Source organism: Rhizobium sp. P2_G9 (genome assembly GCF_056403475.1).
Map to the genome: position 1 here is coordinate 16484 of NZ_JBFUFK010000051.1, position 13889 is coordinate 30372.

Annotated in this window: 15 protein-coding genes and 1 pseudogene; 8 read left to right on the forward strand and 8 right to left on the reverse strand. The window is 61.4% G+C overall.

Translation table 11 applies throughout. The features are described 5' to 3' along the window. Nucleotides 1-8 precede the first annotated feature (8 nt). Nucleotides 9-353 carry a hypothetical protein gene (locus AC1DYF_RS32550; RefSeq protein WP_477882003.1) on the reverse strand — a complete coding sequence of 115 codons (345 nt, stop codon included), beginning with the start codon at nucleotides 351-353 and terminating at the stop codon, nucleotides 9-11. Between the two features lie 79 nt (nucleotides 354-432). Further along, a complete protein-coding gene (locus tag AC1DYF_RS32555) occupies nucleotides 433-993 on the reverse strand; it encodes a MarR family winged helix-turn-helix transcriptional regulator (RefSeq protein WP_477882004.1) in 561 nt (186 codons plus the stop codon). Here AC1DYF_RS32555 and AC1DYF_RS32560 point away from each other — a divergent pair. Continuing rightward, the gene (locus tag AC1DYF_RS32560; RefSeq protein WP_477882005.1) at nucleotides 978-1679 is read left to right on the forward strand and encodes a glutathione S-transferase family protein; all 702 of its coding nucleotides are present in this window, start codon (nucleotides 978-980) and stop codon (nucleotides 1677-1679) included. The two genes, AC1DYF_RS32555 and AC1DYF_RS32560, sit on opposite strands and share 16 nt — an antisense overlap. Before the next feature lie 105 nt (nucleotides 1680-1784). On the opposite strand, the gene aguB is transcribed toward AC1DYF_RS32560, so the two are convergent. Further along, nucleotides 1785-2651 carry an N-carbamoylputrescine amidase gene (gene aguB / locus AC1DYF_RS32565; RefSeq protein ID WP_477882006.1) on the reverse strand — a complete coding sequence of 289 codons (867 nt, stop codon included), beginning with the start codon at nucleotides 2649-2651 and terminating at the stop codon, nucleotides 1785-1787. A 185-nt stretch (nucleotides 2652-2836) separates the two neighbouring features. Between aguB and AC1DYF_RS32570 the strand changes: the two genes are divergently transcribed. Continuing rightward, complete coding sequence (locus tag AC1DYF_RS32570; protein WP_477882008.1) at nucleotides 2837-3157, forward strand: DMT family transporter; 321 nt, start codon at nucleotides 2837-2839, stop codon at nucleotides 3155-3157. 14 nt (nucleotides 3158-3171) lie between these two features. On the opposite strand, the gene AC1DYF_RS32575 is transcribed toward AC1DYF_RS32570, so the two are convergent. Both AC1DYF_RS32575 and AC1DYF_RS32580 read right to left on the reverse strand, forming a co-directional pair. Then, nucleotides 3172-3789 carry a sulfotransferase family 2 domain-containing protein gene (locus tag AC1DYF_RS32575; RefSeq protein ID WP_477882010.1) on the reverse strand — a complete coding sequence of 206 codons (618 nt, stop codon included), beginning with the start codon at nucleotides 3787-3789 and terminating at the stop codon, nucleotides 3172-3174. A 3-nt stretch (nucleotides 3790-3792) separates the two neighbouring features. Further along, nucleotides 3793-4715 (reverse strand): annotated as a pseudogene (locus tag AC1DYF_RS32580) (LysR family transcriptional regulator). 90 nt (nucleotides 4716-4805) lie between these two features. Here AC1DYF_RS32580 and AC1DYF_RS32585 point away from each other — a divergent pair. Further along, entirely contained in the window at nucleotides 4806-5822 is a 1017-nt protein-coding gene (locus AC1DYF_RS32585; protein ID WP_477882011.1) for an NAD-dependent epimerase/dehydratase family protein, read from the forward strand. On the opposite strand, the gene AC1DYF_RS32590 is transcribed toward AC1DYF_RS32585, so the two are convergent. Beyond that, complete coding sequence (locus AC1DYF_RS32590; RefSeq protein WP_477882013.1) at nucleotides 5806-6468, reverse strand: HAD-IA family hydrolase; 663 nt, start codon at nucleotides 6466-6468, stop codon at nucleotides 5806-5808. The genes AC1DYF_RS32585 and AC1DYF_RS32590 overlap by 17 nt on opposite strands. A 250-nt stretch (nucleotides 6469-6718) precedes the next feature. Between AC1DYF_RS32590 and AC1DYF_RS32595 the strand changes: the two genes are divergently transcribed. Beyond that, nucleotides 6719-6859, forward strand: a complete 141-nt coding sequence (locus AC1DYF_RS32595; RefSeq protein WP_477882014.1) for a hypothetical protein — start codon at nucleotides 6719-6721, stop codon at nucleotides 6857-6859. 224 nt (nucleotides 6860-7083) lie between these two features. Here AC1DYF_RS32595 and AC1DYF_RS32600 read toward each other — a convergent pair whose 3' ends face one another. Beyond that, nucleotides 7084-7695 (reverse strand): TetR/AcrR family transcriptional regulator, encoded by a 612-nt coding sequence (locus tag AC1DYF_RS32600; protein ID WP_477882015.1) that lies wholly within the window; start codon nucleotides 7693-7695, stop codon nucleotides 7084-7086. Nucleotides 7696-7803: 108 nt separating this feature from the next. Here AC1DYF_RS32600 and AC1DYF_RS32605 point away from each other — a divergent pair, with 108 nt between their 5' ends. From AC1DYF_RS32605 to AC1DYF_RS32615, 3 genes are all read left to right on the forward strand, one after another. Further along, complete coding sequence (locus AC1DYF_RS32605) at nucleotides 7804-8487, forward strand: PspA/IM30 family protein (RefSeq protein WP_477882016.1); 684 nt, start codon at nucleotides 7804-7806, stop codon at nucleotides 8485-8487. A 31-nt stretch (nucleotides 8488-8518) separates the two neighbouring features. Then, complete coding sequence (locus tag AC1DYF_RS32610; RefSeq protein WP_477882017.1) at nucleotides 8519-8800, forward strand: YiaA/YiaB family inner membrane protein; 282 nt, start codon at nucleotides 8519-8521, stop codon at nucleotides 8798-8800. A 93-nt stretch (nucleotides 8801-8893) separates the two neighbouring features. Continuing rightward, the gene (locus AC1DYF_RS32615; protein ID WP_477882018.1) at nucleotides 8894-12289 is read left to right on the forward strand and encodes an acyl-[ACP]--phospholipid O-acyltransferase; all 3396 of its coding nucleotides are present in this window, start codon (nucleotides 8894-8896) and stop codon (nucleotides 12287-12289) included. 354 nt (nucleotides 12290-12643) lie between these two features. Here AC1DYF_RS32615 and AC1DYF_RS32620 read toward each other — a convergent pair whose 3' ends face one another. Continuing rightward, complete coding sequence (locus tag AC1DYF_RS32620) at nucleotides 12644-13543, reverse strand: LysR substrate-binding domain-containing protein (protein ID WP_477882020.1); 900 nt, start codon at nucleotides 13541-13543, stop codon at nucleotides 12644-12646. A 107-nt stretch (nucleotides 13544-13650) separates the two neighbouring features. Between AC1DYF_RS32620 and AC1DYF_RS32625 the strand changes: the two genes are divergently transcribed. Continuing rightward, complete coding sequence (locus AC1DYF_RS32625) at nucleotides 13651-13881, forward strand: hypothetical protein (protein WP_477882021.1); 231 nt, start codon at nucleotides 13651-13653, stop codon at nucleotides 13879-13881. Nucleotides 13882-13889 lie beyond the last annotated feature (8 nt).

The window sequence follows — 13889 nt, forward strand, 5'->3', positions numbered from 1 at the left end:
GAAGGATATCATTTGCCTCGCACGATCCTGACAAGCCGTGCCGTCGGCTTGCCCGCTGCGGCGTCTCTATAGTCCTGATAAGTCAGGCGACCGCTGAGATAGGCTCGCTCCATGCGACGGCAAAAGCTTTGCGGCAAGATAGCAGCGTTCATGTCGAACATCGCCGCCATGGCCTCGCGCCGATCGCCCTGATACCGGTTCATGTCGTTGATGCACTTTGCCATCACTTTGGCGCGAACATCCGGCCTCGTTCTGGCAATTTCCCTATACTTGACGAACTGCGGTTCGCTGACGACGCAGCCGGCAAGGCTCAGAGACAGGGTCGCAATGGCGACCACGTTCAAAATTCTCATCAAAAATCCCCCGATGGACATCCTCGTCTATCGGCTGCGGCTATAACGCGCAACGTGTTTGCAGAACGCGCTACACCTTTCAAAACAGGTGCGGCATTTCAGCCACCGTAAGACGAGCCAGCAGATCGGCCAAGGTTGTCGCCTCGCCGTCGCTCAGTTTCAGGCCCACGGACCGTTCCACGGCCGCAGCATAGACTGGCCACATCTGTCGGCGCAAAGCGCGCCCTTCGTCGGTGATCTCAAGCAGTTGCCCGCGTTTGTCGTCTTCACAGGGCATGCTGGCGACGAGGCCTGTCTCTCTCATGCGATCAAGCAGGCGCGATAGGTTATACTGCGCGAGCAGCAGTTTCGCTTGCAGATCGCGCGGACGCATGGGCCTGCCGCGCTCCAACTCCAACAAGACATCATACCATTCGAGCGGCGGGAGATCCGCGGCCTTCAGCGCCGTCTGCACACTGCCCATGGCAACCGCGTGGGCGCGGACCAGGCGGGTCCAGGCGAGGATCGTGACATCTGACGGTTTTGACATAGGCGCAGGATAACAGATCAATGCAATTACATCAACATTGACATATCGATGCAATTGCATCAATATACAGACAACCGGATTGAAAGGAGAAGAAGATGTCCCGACTGCCATTGCTGGTGAGCCACCACCTCTGCCCCTATGTTCAGCGCGCGGCGATCGTTGCTGCGGAGAAGGGCGTGGTGCTCGATCGTCAGGCGATTGATCTCGCCGCCAAGCCCGACTGGTTTCTGGCGCTGTCGCCGACCGGCAAGACTCCGCTGCTCCTGGTCGTTGATCGCGATGGATGCGAGCATCCGCTGTTCGAGAGCGCCGCCATAGCGGAATATCTCGACGAGACGGGCGAAGGTCCGGCGCTCATGCCCGCGGATTCGATCGCACGTGCTCGGACGCGCGCCTGGGTCGAATTCGCTTCAGCCGTTCTTGCCGACATAGCCGGATTTTATTCGGCCAGCGATCAGGCTGCGTTCGAGGCAAAACGCGAAGCGATAGTGAAGCGATTTCGCCACATCGAGCGTGAGGTCGTCGGGCCTTGGTTTGCCGGTGACCAGTTCGGCCTCGTCGATGCAGCCTTTGGTCCGGTATTTCGCTATCTCGATGCCTTCGAAACGCTGGCCGACATCTATCTTGCGGACGGTCAGCCGAAATTGGCGGAGTGGCGCAAGGGTCTGGCCAGGCGGCCAGCCGTCGCGACCGCAGTTGCCGCAGACTATCCGGAACGGCTGCGCACGTTCCTGCTCGCGCGCGGCTCGCAGCTTTCGCGCCTGATCGCCGGAGCCATGGCTTCAACGGCACTGTGACCCTGCCCGATCCCCGCCGGCATCGCCGCCTGCAGCTGCGTCGAGACGACACGCCTCATGCCTGGCGGGTCGAGCAGGTGTCGATGTCGATCGCGTCCATTCGCTTCAGCCACTGAAGGCCGTCAGCGGTTGATAAAGTTCCGGCCGCCGGTCGCGAAAAAGGCCCCAGCCGCGCCGCTTGCGCTCGACCGCATCGAGGTCGAAGGTCGCCGTCAGCACCGTTTCGCTCGCCCGATCCGCCTCGGCAACCTTTGCGCCGGTCGGATCGGCGATGAAGGAGGATCCGTAGAAGGTGATCTCGGTATTGCGTTTTCCCGCTTCGATGCCAATGCGGTTGGAGGCGATGAGCGGCACCATATTGGCGCCGGCATGGCCCTGCATCACCCGCTGCCAGTGGTCACGGGAATCGATCTCCGGATCGAGCGGTTCCGAGCCGATCGCCGTCGGATAGAAGAGGATTTCCGCACCCTTGAGCGCCATGGCGCGCGCCGCTTCCGGAAACCACTGGTCCCAGCAGATGCCGACGCCGATCGTGGCAAACCGCGTCTTCCAGGTCCTGAAGCCGGTATCGCCTGGCGAGAAATAGAATTTTTCCGTATAGCCCGGTCCGTCCGGGATGTGGCTCTTGCGATAATTGCCAAGCACCGCGCCGTCGGCATCGATGATCGCCACGGAATTGAAATAAGCCTTGCCGGCCTGCTCGAAATAGCTGACCGGAAGCACCACGCCGAGTTCGGCAGCGAGTTTGGCAAAGCGGGCGATGATCGGATTGCCATCGAACGGTTTTGCGATATCGAAAAAATCGGCGATCTGGTCCTGGCAGAAATAGGGCGTGGCGAACAGTTCCTGGATCAGCACGATCTTGGCGCCGCGCGCCGCCGCCTCCCGCACCAGCCGCTCGGCCTTGGCGAAATTGTCCTCGATATCCCAGGTGCAGGACATCTGAGTGGCGGCGACGGTGACATTGCGCATCGAATTCTCCCGGTTACCCGGCGATCTTAGGGCAGCAGCCGGCCAAGCTCAAGACGGCCAGCCCTTCCGGCGCCATGACCGACCATCTTGAAAACCTTGGCGGAATTCCTATTTCGAACGGCGAGAGGACGACCTTTCGCTTCCCCCACATTCCCGGGACGGCCCGGCTTAAAGGAGATCAAGCCGTGGCTTGGATCATTCTCGTTTGCGCAGGCCTGCTGGAAGTCGTCTGGGCCTTCTTCATGAAGAAATCGGCCGGGTTCACGCTGCTTGTACCGAGCGCAATCACAGTCGTCACCATGATCGCAAGCGTCGTGCTCCTGTCGATTTCGATGCGGAGCCTGCCACTCGGCACAGCCTATACGATCTGGACCGGCATCGGCGCGGTCGGCGCCTTCGTCGTCGGTATCGCGGTGCTCGGTGAAGCAGCGACGCCGATGCGGCTCGCCGCTGGCCTGCTGATTGTGTCCGGCATTCTGGTGATGAAGTTTTCCGCCGTCGAATAGCAGGTCATGCGGCGCTACTCCTTTTGCAGCGACGGCCCGAAATCGCCGATGTCATAGCCAAGCCGTTCGAAGTCGACGGCATAGAAGATGGCAATCCGATGCGCCGTTTCGGCTGACATCGAAATCGACTGCGTAGCGCTTCGGCGCTCCCAGGGAACATCCGTCGCATTCACCAGACCCAATCTATCCAGCCGGTCGCGAATTTGCTGGACTGCGCCGTCTTCGAAGCGGAACAATTCGAGCCCGTCGAACAGGAATTCACTTTGCGGCCGGATGTGATTGTCGCGGATGAATGGATCGCGGGCATAGCGGGCAAACATGCGCTCGACCCAGGCGTCGAAGTTGATGGCTTTCTCCCGCTCCAGAACTCGCATCTTATATTCGCTGGCCAGCCGGTCGTACGGATTGCGGACGATGGTGAAGCCGAAATCGTAAAGCGCCGGCGGAACGAGTTTCGTCAGGATCGCGGCATGGAAATGCTGCGGCGTACATGGCAGATCCGGGATCAGGGCGCTGTAGCGCAATGCCTCGACGCCACCGCAGGTCTTGAGCATGGCCTCGACGCTCGTGCCCCCGGTCTTCGGGATATGCACGAAAAGCAGGATCCTGCCACCGAAGCGGAAAAGCGGCATGACCTAGCCTTTCTGCCGCGCATGGTCCGGCGGCTGGCCTGTCGCCCGCCGGAGATGGGCGAGCAGCCCCTCCACCAATGCATCGAAGGTAACCCGGCAGCGTGGTGACGTCCGCATGTCCTCGTGCATTGCCACCCAGGTTCCGAGCGACATTTCGAAATCCGGCAGCAGCCGCACCATATCGGGATCGTCCTCAACCAGTCCCACCTGGCAGAGGCCGATACCGCCGCCCCTGCGGATGGCGGCCAGCTGCGCCAGGTTGCTGTCCGTCCGGAAGGTAAAGCGTATGTCATCCAGCATCGGATAGCGCTTGGCCATGGCGCGGATATAGGCTTGCTGGCGATCGAAGCCTATCAGGCGGTGGCCAAGCGCCTGATCGAAATTCTCGGGCGTGCCATGGCGATCGAGATAGCGGCGATGCGCAAACAGGCCGAGCGGCAGCTGGCCGATGCGGCGCACCACCAGCGCCTCCTGCGATGGTTCGGCCATGCGCACCGCGATATCCGCCTCGCGATTGAGGATGTCCTCCACCAGGTCGGTGGTCGAAAGCTCGATCTGCAGATCGGGATAGTCATCCTGCAGACGCGCCAGGATCGGCGGCAGCACCTCGACCCCGATCACCTCGCTGGCGCTGATCCTGACCGTGCCGCTGACGCGGCCGGCATCGTCGGCGGCCGTGCGCAGCAGTGCGGCCGTGGTCGAGGAGAGGATCTCGGCAAAAGGCTTCAGCGCCACCGCAGCCTCTGTCGGCAGCAGGCCTTGCGGCGAGCGGGTGAAGAGCTGCCGGTCGAGCGCCTGCTCCAGGCCTTCGATATGCCGGCCGACCGTCGGCTGGGTCAGGCCGAGCTCGCGCGCCGCGGCCGAAAGGCACCGTGCTCCAGCACGGCCAATAAGGTCCGGTAAAAATCCCAGCTCGGTTCAGCCATAAATTTCCGTATAGCCATTCAACGGATTTCGACAATTTTGTTTATCGCCTTTCACGTTCATTGTCATCTCACCAACCACGGAGAACGACAATGACTGCTCAAAACTCTTCCAGGATCGCCCTTGTCCTCGGCGCCACCGGCGGCATCGGCGGCGCTGTCGCCAAGACCCTCGCCGCCCGCGGCTGGACGATCCGGGCGCTTCACCGCCATGCCACAGCCCAGCAGGCCAAGGAGCCGGCGTATGACTGGCGGCAGGGCGATGCCATGGTCGCGGCAGATGTGCTGGCCGCCGCCCGAGGCGTCGACGTGATCGTCCATGCCGTCAACCCGCCCGGCTATGTCCGCTGGGGTGAGCTGGTTCTGCCGATGATCGACAACACGATCGCCGCGGCGCAGGCGACCGGCGCCCGCATCGTGCTGCCGGGCAATGTCTACAATTTCGGGCCGGACGCCTTCCCGATCCTCTCCGAGGAAAGCCCGGAATATCCGCAGACCAGGAAAGGTGCGATCCGGAYGGAAATGGAAGCACGGCTGAAGCGTGCCGCCGACACGGGAACACCTGTCATTGTCGTCCGCGCCGGCGACTTTTTCGGGCCGGGTGCGGCCAACAACTGGTTCTCGCAGGGGCTGGTCACGGCCGGCAAGCCGGTCAAGTCGGTCATGTATCCCGGCAAGTCAGGCGTGGGTCATCAATGGGCCTATCTGCCTGATGTTGCCGAGACCATGGCACGGCTCATCGAGCGCGGCAGCGCGCTCGACAACTACGCCGCCTATCACATGGACGGCGTCTGGGATCATGACGGCCGGCAGATGATCGGCGCCATCGAAAAGGCGATCGGCCACAAGGTCAAGATCCGCGCTTTCCCCTGGTTCGTGGTCCCGGCGCTGGCCCTGTTAATCGCGTTTTTCCGCGAGGTCTGGGAGATGCGCTATCTCTGGAAACAACCGATCCGGATGGACAATGCCAAGCTCGTCGCCGAACTGGGCGAAGAGCCGCACACGCCGATCGACAAGGCCGTCCACGATACGCTGTCCGCCTTCGGCTGCCTCGACAACAAGGCCGCGTCGAAAAACGGGCGGCCCGAGCAGGTCATGTTTCTTGCATGATCACCGTCAGGCGCCCGTCCGCTTCGGCTCGCGCGACGAGTTTCACATAGTGAGAGACGCTACGATGTGGCGTCTCCGCCGCATGCTGATGGGTGGCGGTGATCACCATGACATCGGCGCCGGCCGCCTCCGCCGCGGCAATCCCGGCCGGTGCATCCTCGAATACAAGGCAGTCGGCAGCCGAGACGCCAAGCCTTGAGGCGGCCGCGAGAAACCCATCAGGATTGGGTTTGCCGCGCGTCACATCTTCCGCAGTGACCATCACATCCGGCGCCGGAATGCCGGCCGCATTCATTCTTCGCATAGCGAGCTCGAGTGTCGCCGAGGTCACCACCGCCCAGCGATCGCGCGGCAGCGACTTCAGGAATGCGACGACGCCATCGATCGCCACGACGCCATCCACGTCTTCCAATTCTCCACGCTCGACCCATTTGACCTCCGCGTCGAGATCGATATCCGCCAGGTTCTGCCGGCGAATGGTATCGGCCGCTCGGACGCCATGGATGGTCGGCAGGAAGCGCTCGACATCGATGCCGTGGCGCGTTGCCCAGGCGCTCCAGACGCGCTCGGCGGCGGCGATGGAGCTCAGGAGCGTGCCGTCCATGTCGAACAGCAATGCGGCATAGGATTTCTGCGAGAATGTCATCGTTTTTTCCGGCTCAGTGTCTCCGCACTGGCTGGACGGCCTGGGCGACAAAGTCAACCCGTCGAGACGCGATAAGTCCGGCATGACGCTTCGGCAAAAGGTGATTTTTGCCGGCTCATTAAGCATGTCGGTAAAATCGCGAACCTCTTGGTCACCCAGGGAACAGGTTGGAAAGGCAAGATTAGTATTTGCTGAATATGATCGCTGCAAGGGCCGTCATTTTATCAACGGTCCACTAGGAAACAGTTCGATGAAAGACATCGTCGCAGCCAAGGAAATCATCGCTTTCGCTATCGTCGCTCTCTTGACGATCTCGACTGGTGCCCTGGCCTTCACCGGCAGTGCCACCTCCGCCAGCGCAGAAAACACCGTCATCACCCGCCTCGGCTAAGCCGAGCCGAGAGCAACACACCGACGACGATCAGCCTGAGACTACCGTCGAATTCCCGTTACGAGCGGAGCGCCATCGAGGCAATCCCCCTCCGCTTCCAAGGTCTCCAAAAAGCTTCTCGACGAAGCGATCGACCACCGCTCCCAAACTTCATGCCAATCCGAAAGCCGCACCGCCGGGCTTTCTGCATCTCATAAAAGCACCCGCGCTCTGATCGACACGCTTCATCGATCGGAATTCTTAGACGCGCCGGCAGCAAAGGTCGTGACGAAGTCATCGACCTCCTGGGCCAGCCGCGTCGGCGGCAAGCCGACAAAACGACCTTCGAGACTGATGTTGATCACGCCATGCACGGCGCCGAACAGGGTGCGCGCACGAATCGACCGCGCTTCATCGCTCAGACCCGGCTGCAACTCATGCAGCGGCTCCGCAATAAGATCCATGAGATGCAGATGTTGCTCGAGATGCCATTGCGGCGGCGTCCCGTCATCGGGAAGCCGATGCTCGAACAAAGCTTTCCAGAGATTACGATGCGCGATGGCGAAATCGAGATATTTGCGGGCGAGATTGCGCAGCCGGTCGGTCGGCGGACTGTCCTTTACAGCGGAAATCGCCAGAGACTGCTCCAATGCCGCGAGCGTCAGCGAATTGACGTGGACCACCAGTTCGTCGAGATCGGCAAACACCGTATAGAGCCCGCCCAGCGCACATTGCGCGTCCTGCGTGACGTCACGGGCACGCAGCGACGCCAGCCCATCGGCAGCGATCCGGTTGCGCGCAGCCTCGATCAGGCGCGTGCGCAGATCCTCCCGCTTCAATTCCCGTTTTCCTGTCATTAACCAATCTTCTGCGTTTGTGAACGATGTTCAGAATAAATCTTGAACATCGTTCGTATTTCTGTCAAAACCATTTCGTGAACATCGTTCATAAACGGAGACAGGAAAATGTTCAAACAGATTCTGACCCTCATACGTGGCCAGGCTTTCGAAGCCGAACAGCAGTTCGTCGATCGTCACGCCCTGCCGCTTCTGGCCCAACAAATCCGCGAAGCGGCCGACGCCATCCAGACCGCCAGGCATGCCGTCGCCATGGCGATTGCCCAGAGCCAGCAGGAAGAGGCACAGCACCGCGCCCTCGCCGCCAGGATGAAAGACCTGGAAGAGCGCACCATCGCGGCGCTCGAACAGGGCAAGCACGCCCTGGCGCGCGATGCCGCGGAAGCCATCGCGCTGATCGAAACGGAGTGCGAAACCTCCGTGAAAGCGCAGGCGCAGTTTGCCGCCGAGATTTCCAAGCTGCAGGCCGTCGTCCTCGCTTCCGAAATGCGGTTGCGCGAACTCAAGCGCGGCGAACGGCTGGTGCGGGCCACCGAAAGCACCCAGCGCCTCAGCCACGCCATGCCCGAAGGTCTCGCGACCTTGCGCGACGCCGAGGAAACCCTGGAACGCCTGCGTCGTCGCCAGCAGCAAGTCGACCTGACCGCAGCGGCCCTGGCCGGCATGGACGGCGCGGTCGATCCGGCCACGATCATCGACAGGCTGGCGGAAGCCGGCTGCGGCACGCCTCTGCGCCGCTCTGCCGACGATGTGCTTGCCCGTCTCAGATCGCGAATGAACCCCGGCACTTGAACGTCTTCAACTCAATCGAAGGAACACGACTATGAATGAAGGTTTCCAGAAACATTCCCCGGCTTGGATCAGCTTTTCTTATTTGAGCTTCGGCGTCGCCGCACTCATGCTGGCGCTCGGCATCTACCTGATGCCGCTCGACCTTTGGGGCAAAGGCTATCTCACCATGGGTATTCTGATGCTGGTCCAGACGACGGTGAATGTCACCAAGACGCTCAGGGACAATCAGGAGGCGGAAAAACTGATCCGCAAGGTCGAAGACGCCAAGACGGAAAAGCTGCTCTTCGGCATCAAAGGCACCGACGCGAATTAACAAGTCTTAACCACACCACAGAGTTGTTGAACGCAGAAAGATTTGCGTAACCAACTCTGTGGCTTTCTCTCCCGACACCGAAAGGGAAGCCCGATGCAACGCAATCTCATGACGTCGAAGAAGTTCGCGCCGCTGTTCTGGACGCAATTCCTCACCGCGTTCAACGACAATTTCCTCAAGAACACATTGGTGTTCCTGATTCTCGTGCAGATGAGCGCCTCCGATGGCGAAGCACTGGTGACCCTTGCCGGCGTGATCCTGATCGTGCCCTTCCTGCTGTTTTCGGCCATCGCCGGCGAACTCGCCGACAAATATGACAAGGCAAAAATTGCCGAACTCCTGAAGCGCTGCGAAATCGCGGTCGCGGCGCTCGCCGTCATTGGCCTCGCTTTCTCCTCGATCTGGGTCCTGATGCTCTCTCTGTTCGGCTTCGGCGTCGTTTCATCGCTGTTCGGCCCGATCAAATACGGCATCCTGCCCGATCACCTCGAGCGCAAGGAATTGCCCAAGGCCAATGCCTGGATCGAGGGCGGCACCTTCATTGCCATCCTTTCAGGCACCATCACTGCCGCCTTTGCCTTTGAAAAAGGCGGCAACGTGCTGGTGTTCGGTGCAATGATGATGGGCCTTTCGGTGATCTGCTGGCTGTCGAGCCGGATGATTCCTGCGACCGGTCGCAAGGCGCCGGACCTCGCCATCGACAGGAACGTTATCCGTTCGAGCTATAATCTCGTCACGGAAATCCGCCATGACAAGCGGCTCTGGCGCTCGGCTCTGATGAACTGCTGGTTCTGGCTCGTTGGCGCCTTCGTGCTCTCCATCCTGCCGCCCATGGTCAAGGAACTGCTCGGCGGCTCGGAAATCATCGTACCCGTCTATCTCACCGTTTTCGCTATTGCCGTTGCCGTCGGCTCGGCGATTGCCGCCTGGATGTCAGCCGGTCGCGTCGTCCTGCTGCCAGCCCCGGTCGGCACCGCTCTGCTTGCCGTCTTCAGCCTCGATCTTGCCTGGAATCTCTGGGGCCTGCATTCCGCAACCCATGCGACTGATATCAGTGCCTTCTTCGCCGGTCCGAACACCATCCGCGTCGCCATCGACCTTGCCGGCCTCGCGCTCGCCGGCGCCTTTGTCGCCGTACCGACCTTCGCAGCGCTGCAGACCTGGGCGCATGAAGACCATCGTGCCCGCGTCATCGGCGCTGCCAATGTGCTGTCGGCGCTGTTCATCACCGTTGGCCTCGGCATTGTCGCCGGCTTGCAGAAGCTTGGTCTGACTATCCCTGAAATCCTCATCGGCTTGGGCGTGATCAATCTTGTCGTCGCCTGGGCGATGCTCAAGACCCTGCCGACCAACCCGTTCCGCGATTTCATTTCCATCCTGTTCCGGGCCTTCATGCGGCTGGAGGTCGATGGGCTGGAGAACATCAAGAAGGCCGGTCCGGCACCGATCATCGCGCTCAACCATGTCAGCCTGCTCGACGGCGCGCTGGCGCTCGCCATCACCGAGGAAGAGCCGGTCTTTGCGGTGGACTATAAGATCGCCCAGGCTTGGTGGGTTAAGCCCTTCCTGAAATTCGCCAAATTCCTGCCGCTCGACCCGACCAAGCCTATGGCGACCCGGTCGTTGATCAAGGTGGTCCAGGATGGCCATCCGATCGGCATTTTCCCGGAGGGACGGCTGACCGTCACCGGCACGCTGATGAAGGTCTATGACGGCGCCGCCATGGTGGCCGACAAGACCGGCGCCATGGTCGTGCCTGTCCGCATCGACGGCCTGGAAAAGAGCTATGCCTCCTATATGAACGACGGCAAGATCCGCCGCCGCTGGTTCCCCAAGGTCAAGGTCACCGTTCTCGAACCGGTCAAGCTGGAAGTGCCTGCCGAACTCAAGGGCCGCAAGCGTCGCACCGCCGCCGGTGCCGCCCTCTACAAGGTGATGTCGGACCTGATGTTCCGGACCTCGGACACGTCCTCCACGCTGCTGGAGCGTGTCGTCGATGCTGCGCAGGAATACGGCATGAAGAAGCTCGCCGTCGAGGATCCGGTCACCGGCAAACTCACTTACTCCAAGCTGCTCACCGGTGCCGCCGTGCTCGGCGCCAAGTTCCGCACGATGTTTGCCGAGGACAATATCGGTGTCATGCTGCCGAATGCCAATGGCGCTGCCGCCACGATCCTGGGGCTGATGACAGCGGGCAAAGTGCCGGCCATGCTGAACTTCACCGCCGGTGCCGCCAATATTCTTTCGGCCTGCAAGGCGGCAAAGGTCGAGCATGTGCTGACCTCCCGCGCCTTCGTCACCCAGGCCAAGCTTGGCCCGGTGGTCGAGGAACTGCAGAAGCAGGTGAAAATCGTCTGGCTCGACGACCTCCGCGCCCAGGTGAGCCTGTTCGACAAGATTCGCGGCCTCCTTCACAAAGCCCGACCACTGGTGAAGCGTGCGCCCGACGATCCGGCCGTGATCCTTTTCACCTCGGGCTCCGAGGGCACGCCGAAAGGCGTGGTGCTGACCCACCRCAACATCCTGTCCAATGCCGCCCAGGCCGCTGCCCGCATCGATTTCCACAGCGGCGACAAGGTGTTCAACATCCTGCCGGTGTTCCATTCCTTCGGCCTGACGGCCGGCACGATATTACCGCTGATCTCGGGCGTGCCGGTCTATTTCTACCCGTCGCCGCTCCACTATCGCGTCGTGCCGGAACTGATCTACATTTCCAATGCCACGATCATCTTCGGCACAGACACTTTCCTCAACGGCTATGCCCGGACCGCGCATCCTTATGATTTTCGCTCGATCCGCTACATTTTCTCCGGCGCCGAGCCGGTAAAAGCCTCGACCCGCGAAACCTATATGGAGAAATTCGGGCTGCGCATTCTCGAAGGCTATGGCGTTACCGAAACCGCGCCGGTGATCTCGATCAACACGCCGATGTACAACAAGTCGGGCACGGTCGGCAAACTCCTGCCCGGCATGGAATGGAAGCTCGAAGCGGTGCCCGGCATCGACGAGGGCGGACGCCTCTATGTCCGCGGCGCCAATGTCATGGCCGGCTATCTCCGGGCTGAAAATCCTGGCGTCATCGATCCCCCGGCGGATGGCTGGCATGACACCGGCGATATCGTCACTGTCGACGAAGACGGCTTCGTCAAGATCCGCGGCCGCGCCAAGCGCTTCGCCAAGATCGGCGGCGAGATGATCTCGCTGGCAGCAGTCGAAACCCTGGCCGCCGAGTTCTGGCCCGGGCAGTTGACCGCAGTCAGCGCGATGCCCGACGCCAAGAAGGGCGAACGGCTGGTGTTGTTGACGGAAGCGCCGAACGCCACCCGCGCCGACTTCCTCGCCTTCGCCAAGTCCAGGGGCGCCTCGGAGATGATGGTGCCGGCCGAAGTGCGGGTCGGCAAGGTTCCTGTCCTGGGCACCGGCAAGGTGGATTTCGTCGCCGCGCGGAAATTGGTGGAGGAGATGACGGCGGCAGCGCAAGCGGCGTAAGCGCGAATGTGATGGCGGAATGCGCGGCAGGCCGGACCTGCCGCGCTGCCTGGCACCCGTAGCGCCTTAAGCCCCCTATCGTGAACAAGCCATTATTGGGAGCTATCGCTTGTGGCTCACCCCCCTCTRCCCTGCCGGGCATCTCCCCCTCAAGGGGGGGAGATTGGATGGCGCACCGCCCTGCCCAACACAAGCGTTTCAAACCCGGCCCTCGACAAATATTTGAGCCAAGGCTCGTGCCTTTGCCCAATCTCCCCCCTCGAGGGGGAGATGCCCGGCAGGGCAGAGGGGGGTATGCGGTCAAACGCAATTGCCCGACCCTTCATCACCACGCTCAAGTCTACAGCCAGACCATCAATCGCTCTTCCTCAGCGTCTTCGTCTGTTCCAGCAGCCATTCCCTAAACAGCTTGATTTTCAGCATGTTCCTCCGATCGGTCGCATAGACAAGCCAGTAGCTGTGGCCATCCGAACCCTCGATCGGGAACGGCTGGATCAGGCGGCCATCGGCAACATGCGCCTGATACAGATTGCGCGTCAGTATGGCGACGCCCTGTCCGGCAATCGCGGCCACCGCTTCATAGAATTGCGCCCCCAGCATCGGGCCGGGCCTGACTCGCTCCGGCCTGTATTCGCTTCCAACGGCTTTGAACCAGACGGTCCACCAGGGATCGGTATGGCCGAGAATCGGGATTTTGTAGAGATCGGCGGGCTCCCTTATACCGCCGACGCTGTCCGCAAGCCGGGGGCTGAGCATGGGCGTATAGTTCGACTTGAACAAAAAGTGCGACGTCAGCCCGGCCCACTCACCCGCGCCGACGCGAATACCGATATCGATTTCCTCCTTTGTGAGATCGATCATGCGGTTGGACGTGTCGAGGCGGACGGCAATGTCGGGATGGGCTTGCTGGAACAGGCCCAGCCGCTCGGACAACCAGTTCGAGGCGAAGGTCTGCATGGTGGTGATCGACAATTGCCCGGCTGCCCCATCCCGGGCGGACCGGTAGGCTTCCGACAGCAGCGAGAAAGCCTGCGTCGCCCGACTGGCAAGAGCGTCACCGGTTTCCGTCAATGTGACTTGCCGTGCTTTCCGGATGAACAGCGGGGCGCCGACGCGCTCCTCCAGCACCTTGATCTGGTAGCTGACGGCAGCCTGGGTCATTCCCAGTTCTTCCGCCGCCCGCGTGAAATTGCCCAGGCGCGCAGCGGCTTCGAACACGCGGATCGCAGGGAGCGGCGGTAGCTGCCAGACCATAGATCGATAAAGCCCCCTTATGAATGCTGYCCGATCTTCGATTGGAAAGAACGCGACACTGCGCGGATACTATCCTCGATCAACACCGTTCGAAAAGGCTCATTCCGATGAATTTGCTCGCCGCATCGCCGAAGCAGTCGGCACTGACCAGACTTGCCGCCGTCCTCCTGACCGGCCTCTCCAAGGTCTCGATCACCCGATCAAGGACCCGTTACGTCAACCTCGGCGAGTTCCCGCTGCATCTCCAGCGCGACATGGGTTTTCTCGACGGCCAGCAAACGCCTGCCAGCAGCGCGCGCGACACAGGCGGCACCTCCCCGCATGATTTTCTGCGATAGGTCATCGC

Excerpts from the sequence above, each read along its gene's own strand:
- AC1DYF_RS32600 (WP_477882015.1), bottom strand. The coding sequence starts at position 7,695 with ATGACAGGAAAACGGGAATTGAAGCGGGAGGATCTGCGCACGCGCCTG.
- AC1DYF_RS32555 (WP_477882004.1), bottom strand. The coding sequence starts at position 993 with ATGGCAGTCGGGACATCTTCTTCTCCTTTCAATCCGGTTGTCTGTATA.
- AC1DYF_RS32605 (WP_477882016.1), top strand. The coding sequence starts at position 7,804 with ATGTTCAAACAGATTCTGACCCTCATACGTGGCCAGGCTTTCGAAGCC.
- aguB (WP_477882006.1), bottom strand. The coding sequence starts at position 2,651 with ATGCGCAATGTCACCGTCGCCGCCACTCAGATGTCCTGCACCTGGGAT.
- AC1DYF_RS32550 (WP_477882003.1), bottom strand. The coding sequence starts at position 353 with ATGAGAATTTTGAACGTGGTCGCCATTGCGACCCTGTCTCTGAGCCTT.
- AC1DYF_RS32575 (WP_477882010.1), bottom strand. The coding sequence starts at position 3,789 with ATGCCGCTTTTCCGCTTCGGTGGCAGGATCCTGCTTTTCGTGCATATC.
- AC1DYF_RS32560 (WP_477882005.1), top strand. The coding sequence starts at position 978 with ATGTCCCGACTGCCATTGCTGGTGAGCCACCACCTCTGCCCCTATGTT.
- AC1DYF_RS32595 (WP_477882014.1), top strand. The coding sequence starts at position 6,719 with ATGAAAGACATCGTCGCAGCCAAGGAAATCATCGCTTTCGCTATCGTC.
- AC1DYF_RS32590 (WP_477882013.1), bottom strand. The coding sequence starts at position 6,468 with ATGACATTCTCGCAGAAATCCTATGCCGCATTGCTGTTCGACATGGAC.
- AC1DYF_RS32620 (WP_477882020.1), bottom strand. The coding sequence starts at position 13,543 with ATGGTCTGGCAGCTACCGCCGCTCCCTGCGATCCGCGTGTTCGAAGCC.
- AC1DYF_RS32610 (WP_477882017.1), top strand. The coding sequence starts at position 8,519 with ATGAATGAAGGTTTCCAGAAACATTCCCCGGCTTGGATCAGCTTTTCT.
- AC1DYF_RS32625 (WP_477882021.1), top strand. The coding sequence starts at position 13,651 with ATGAATTTGCTCGCCGCATCGCCGAAGCAGTCGGCACTGACCAGACTT.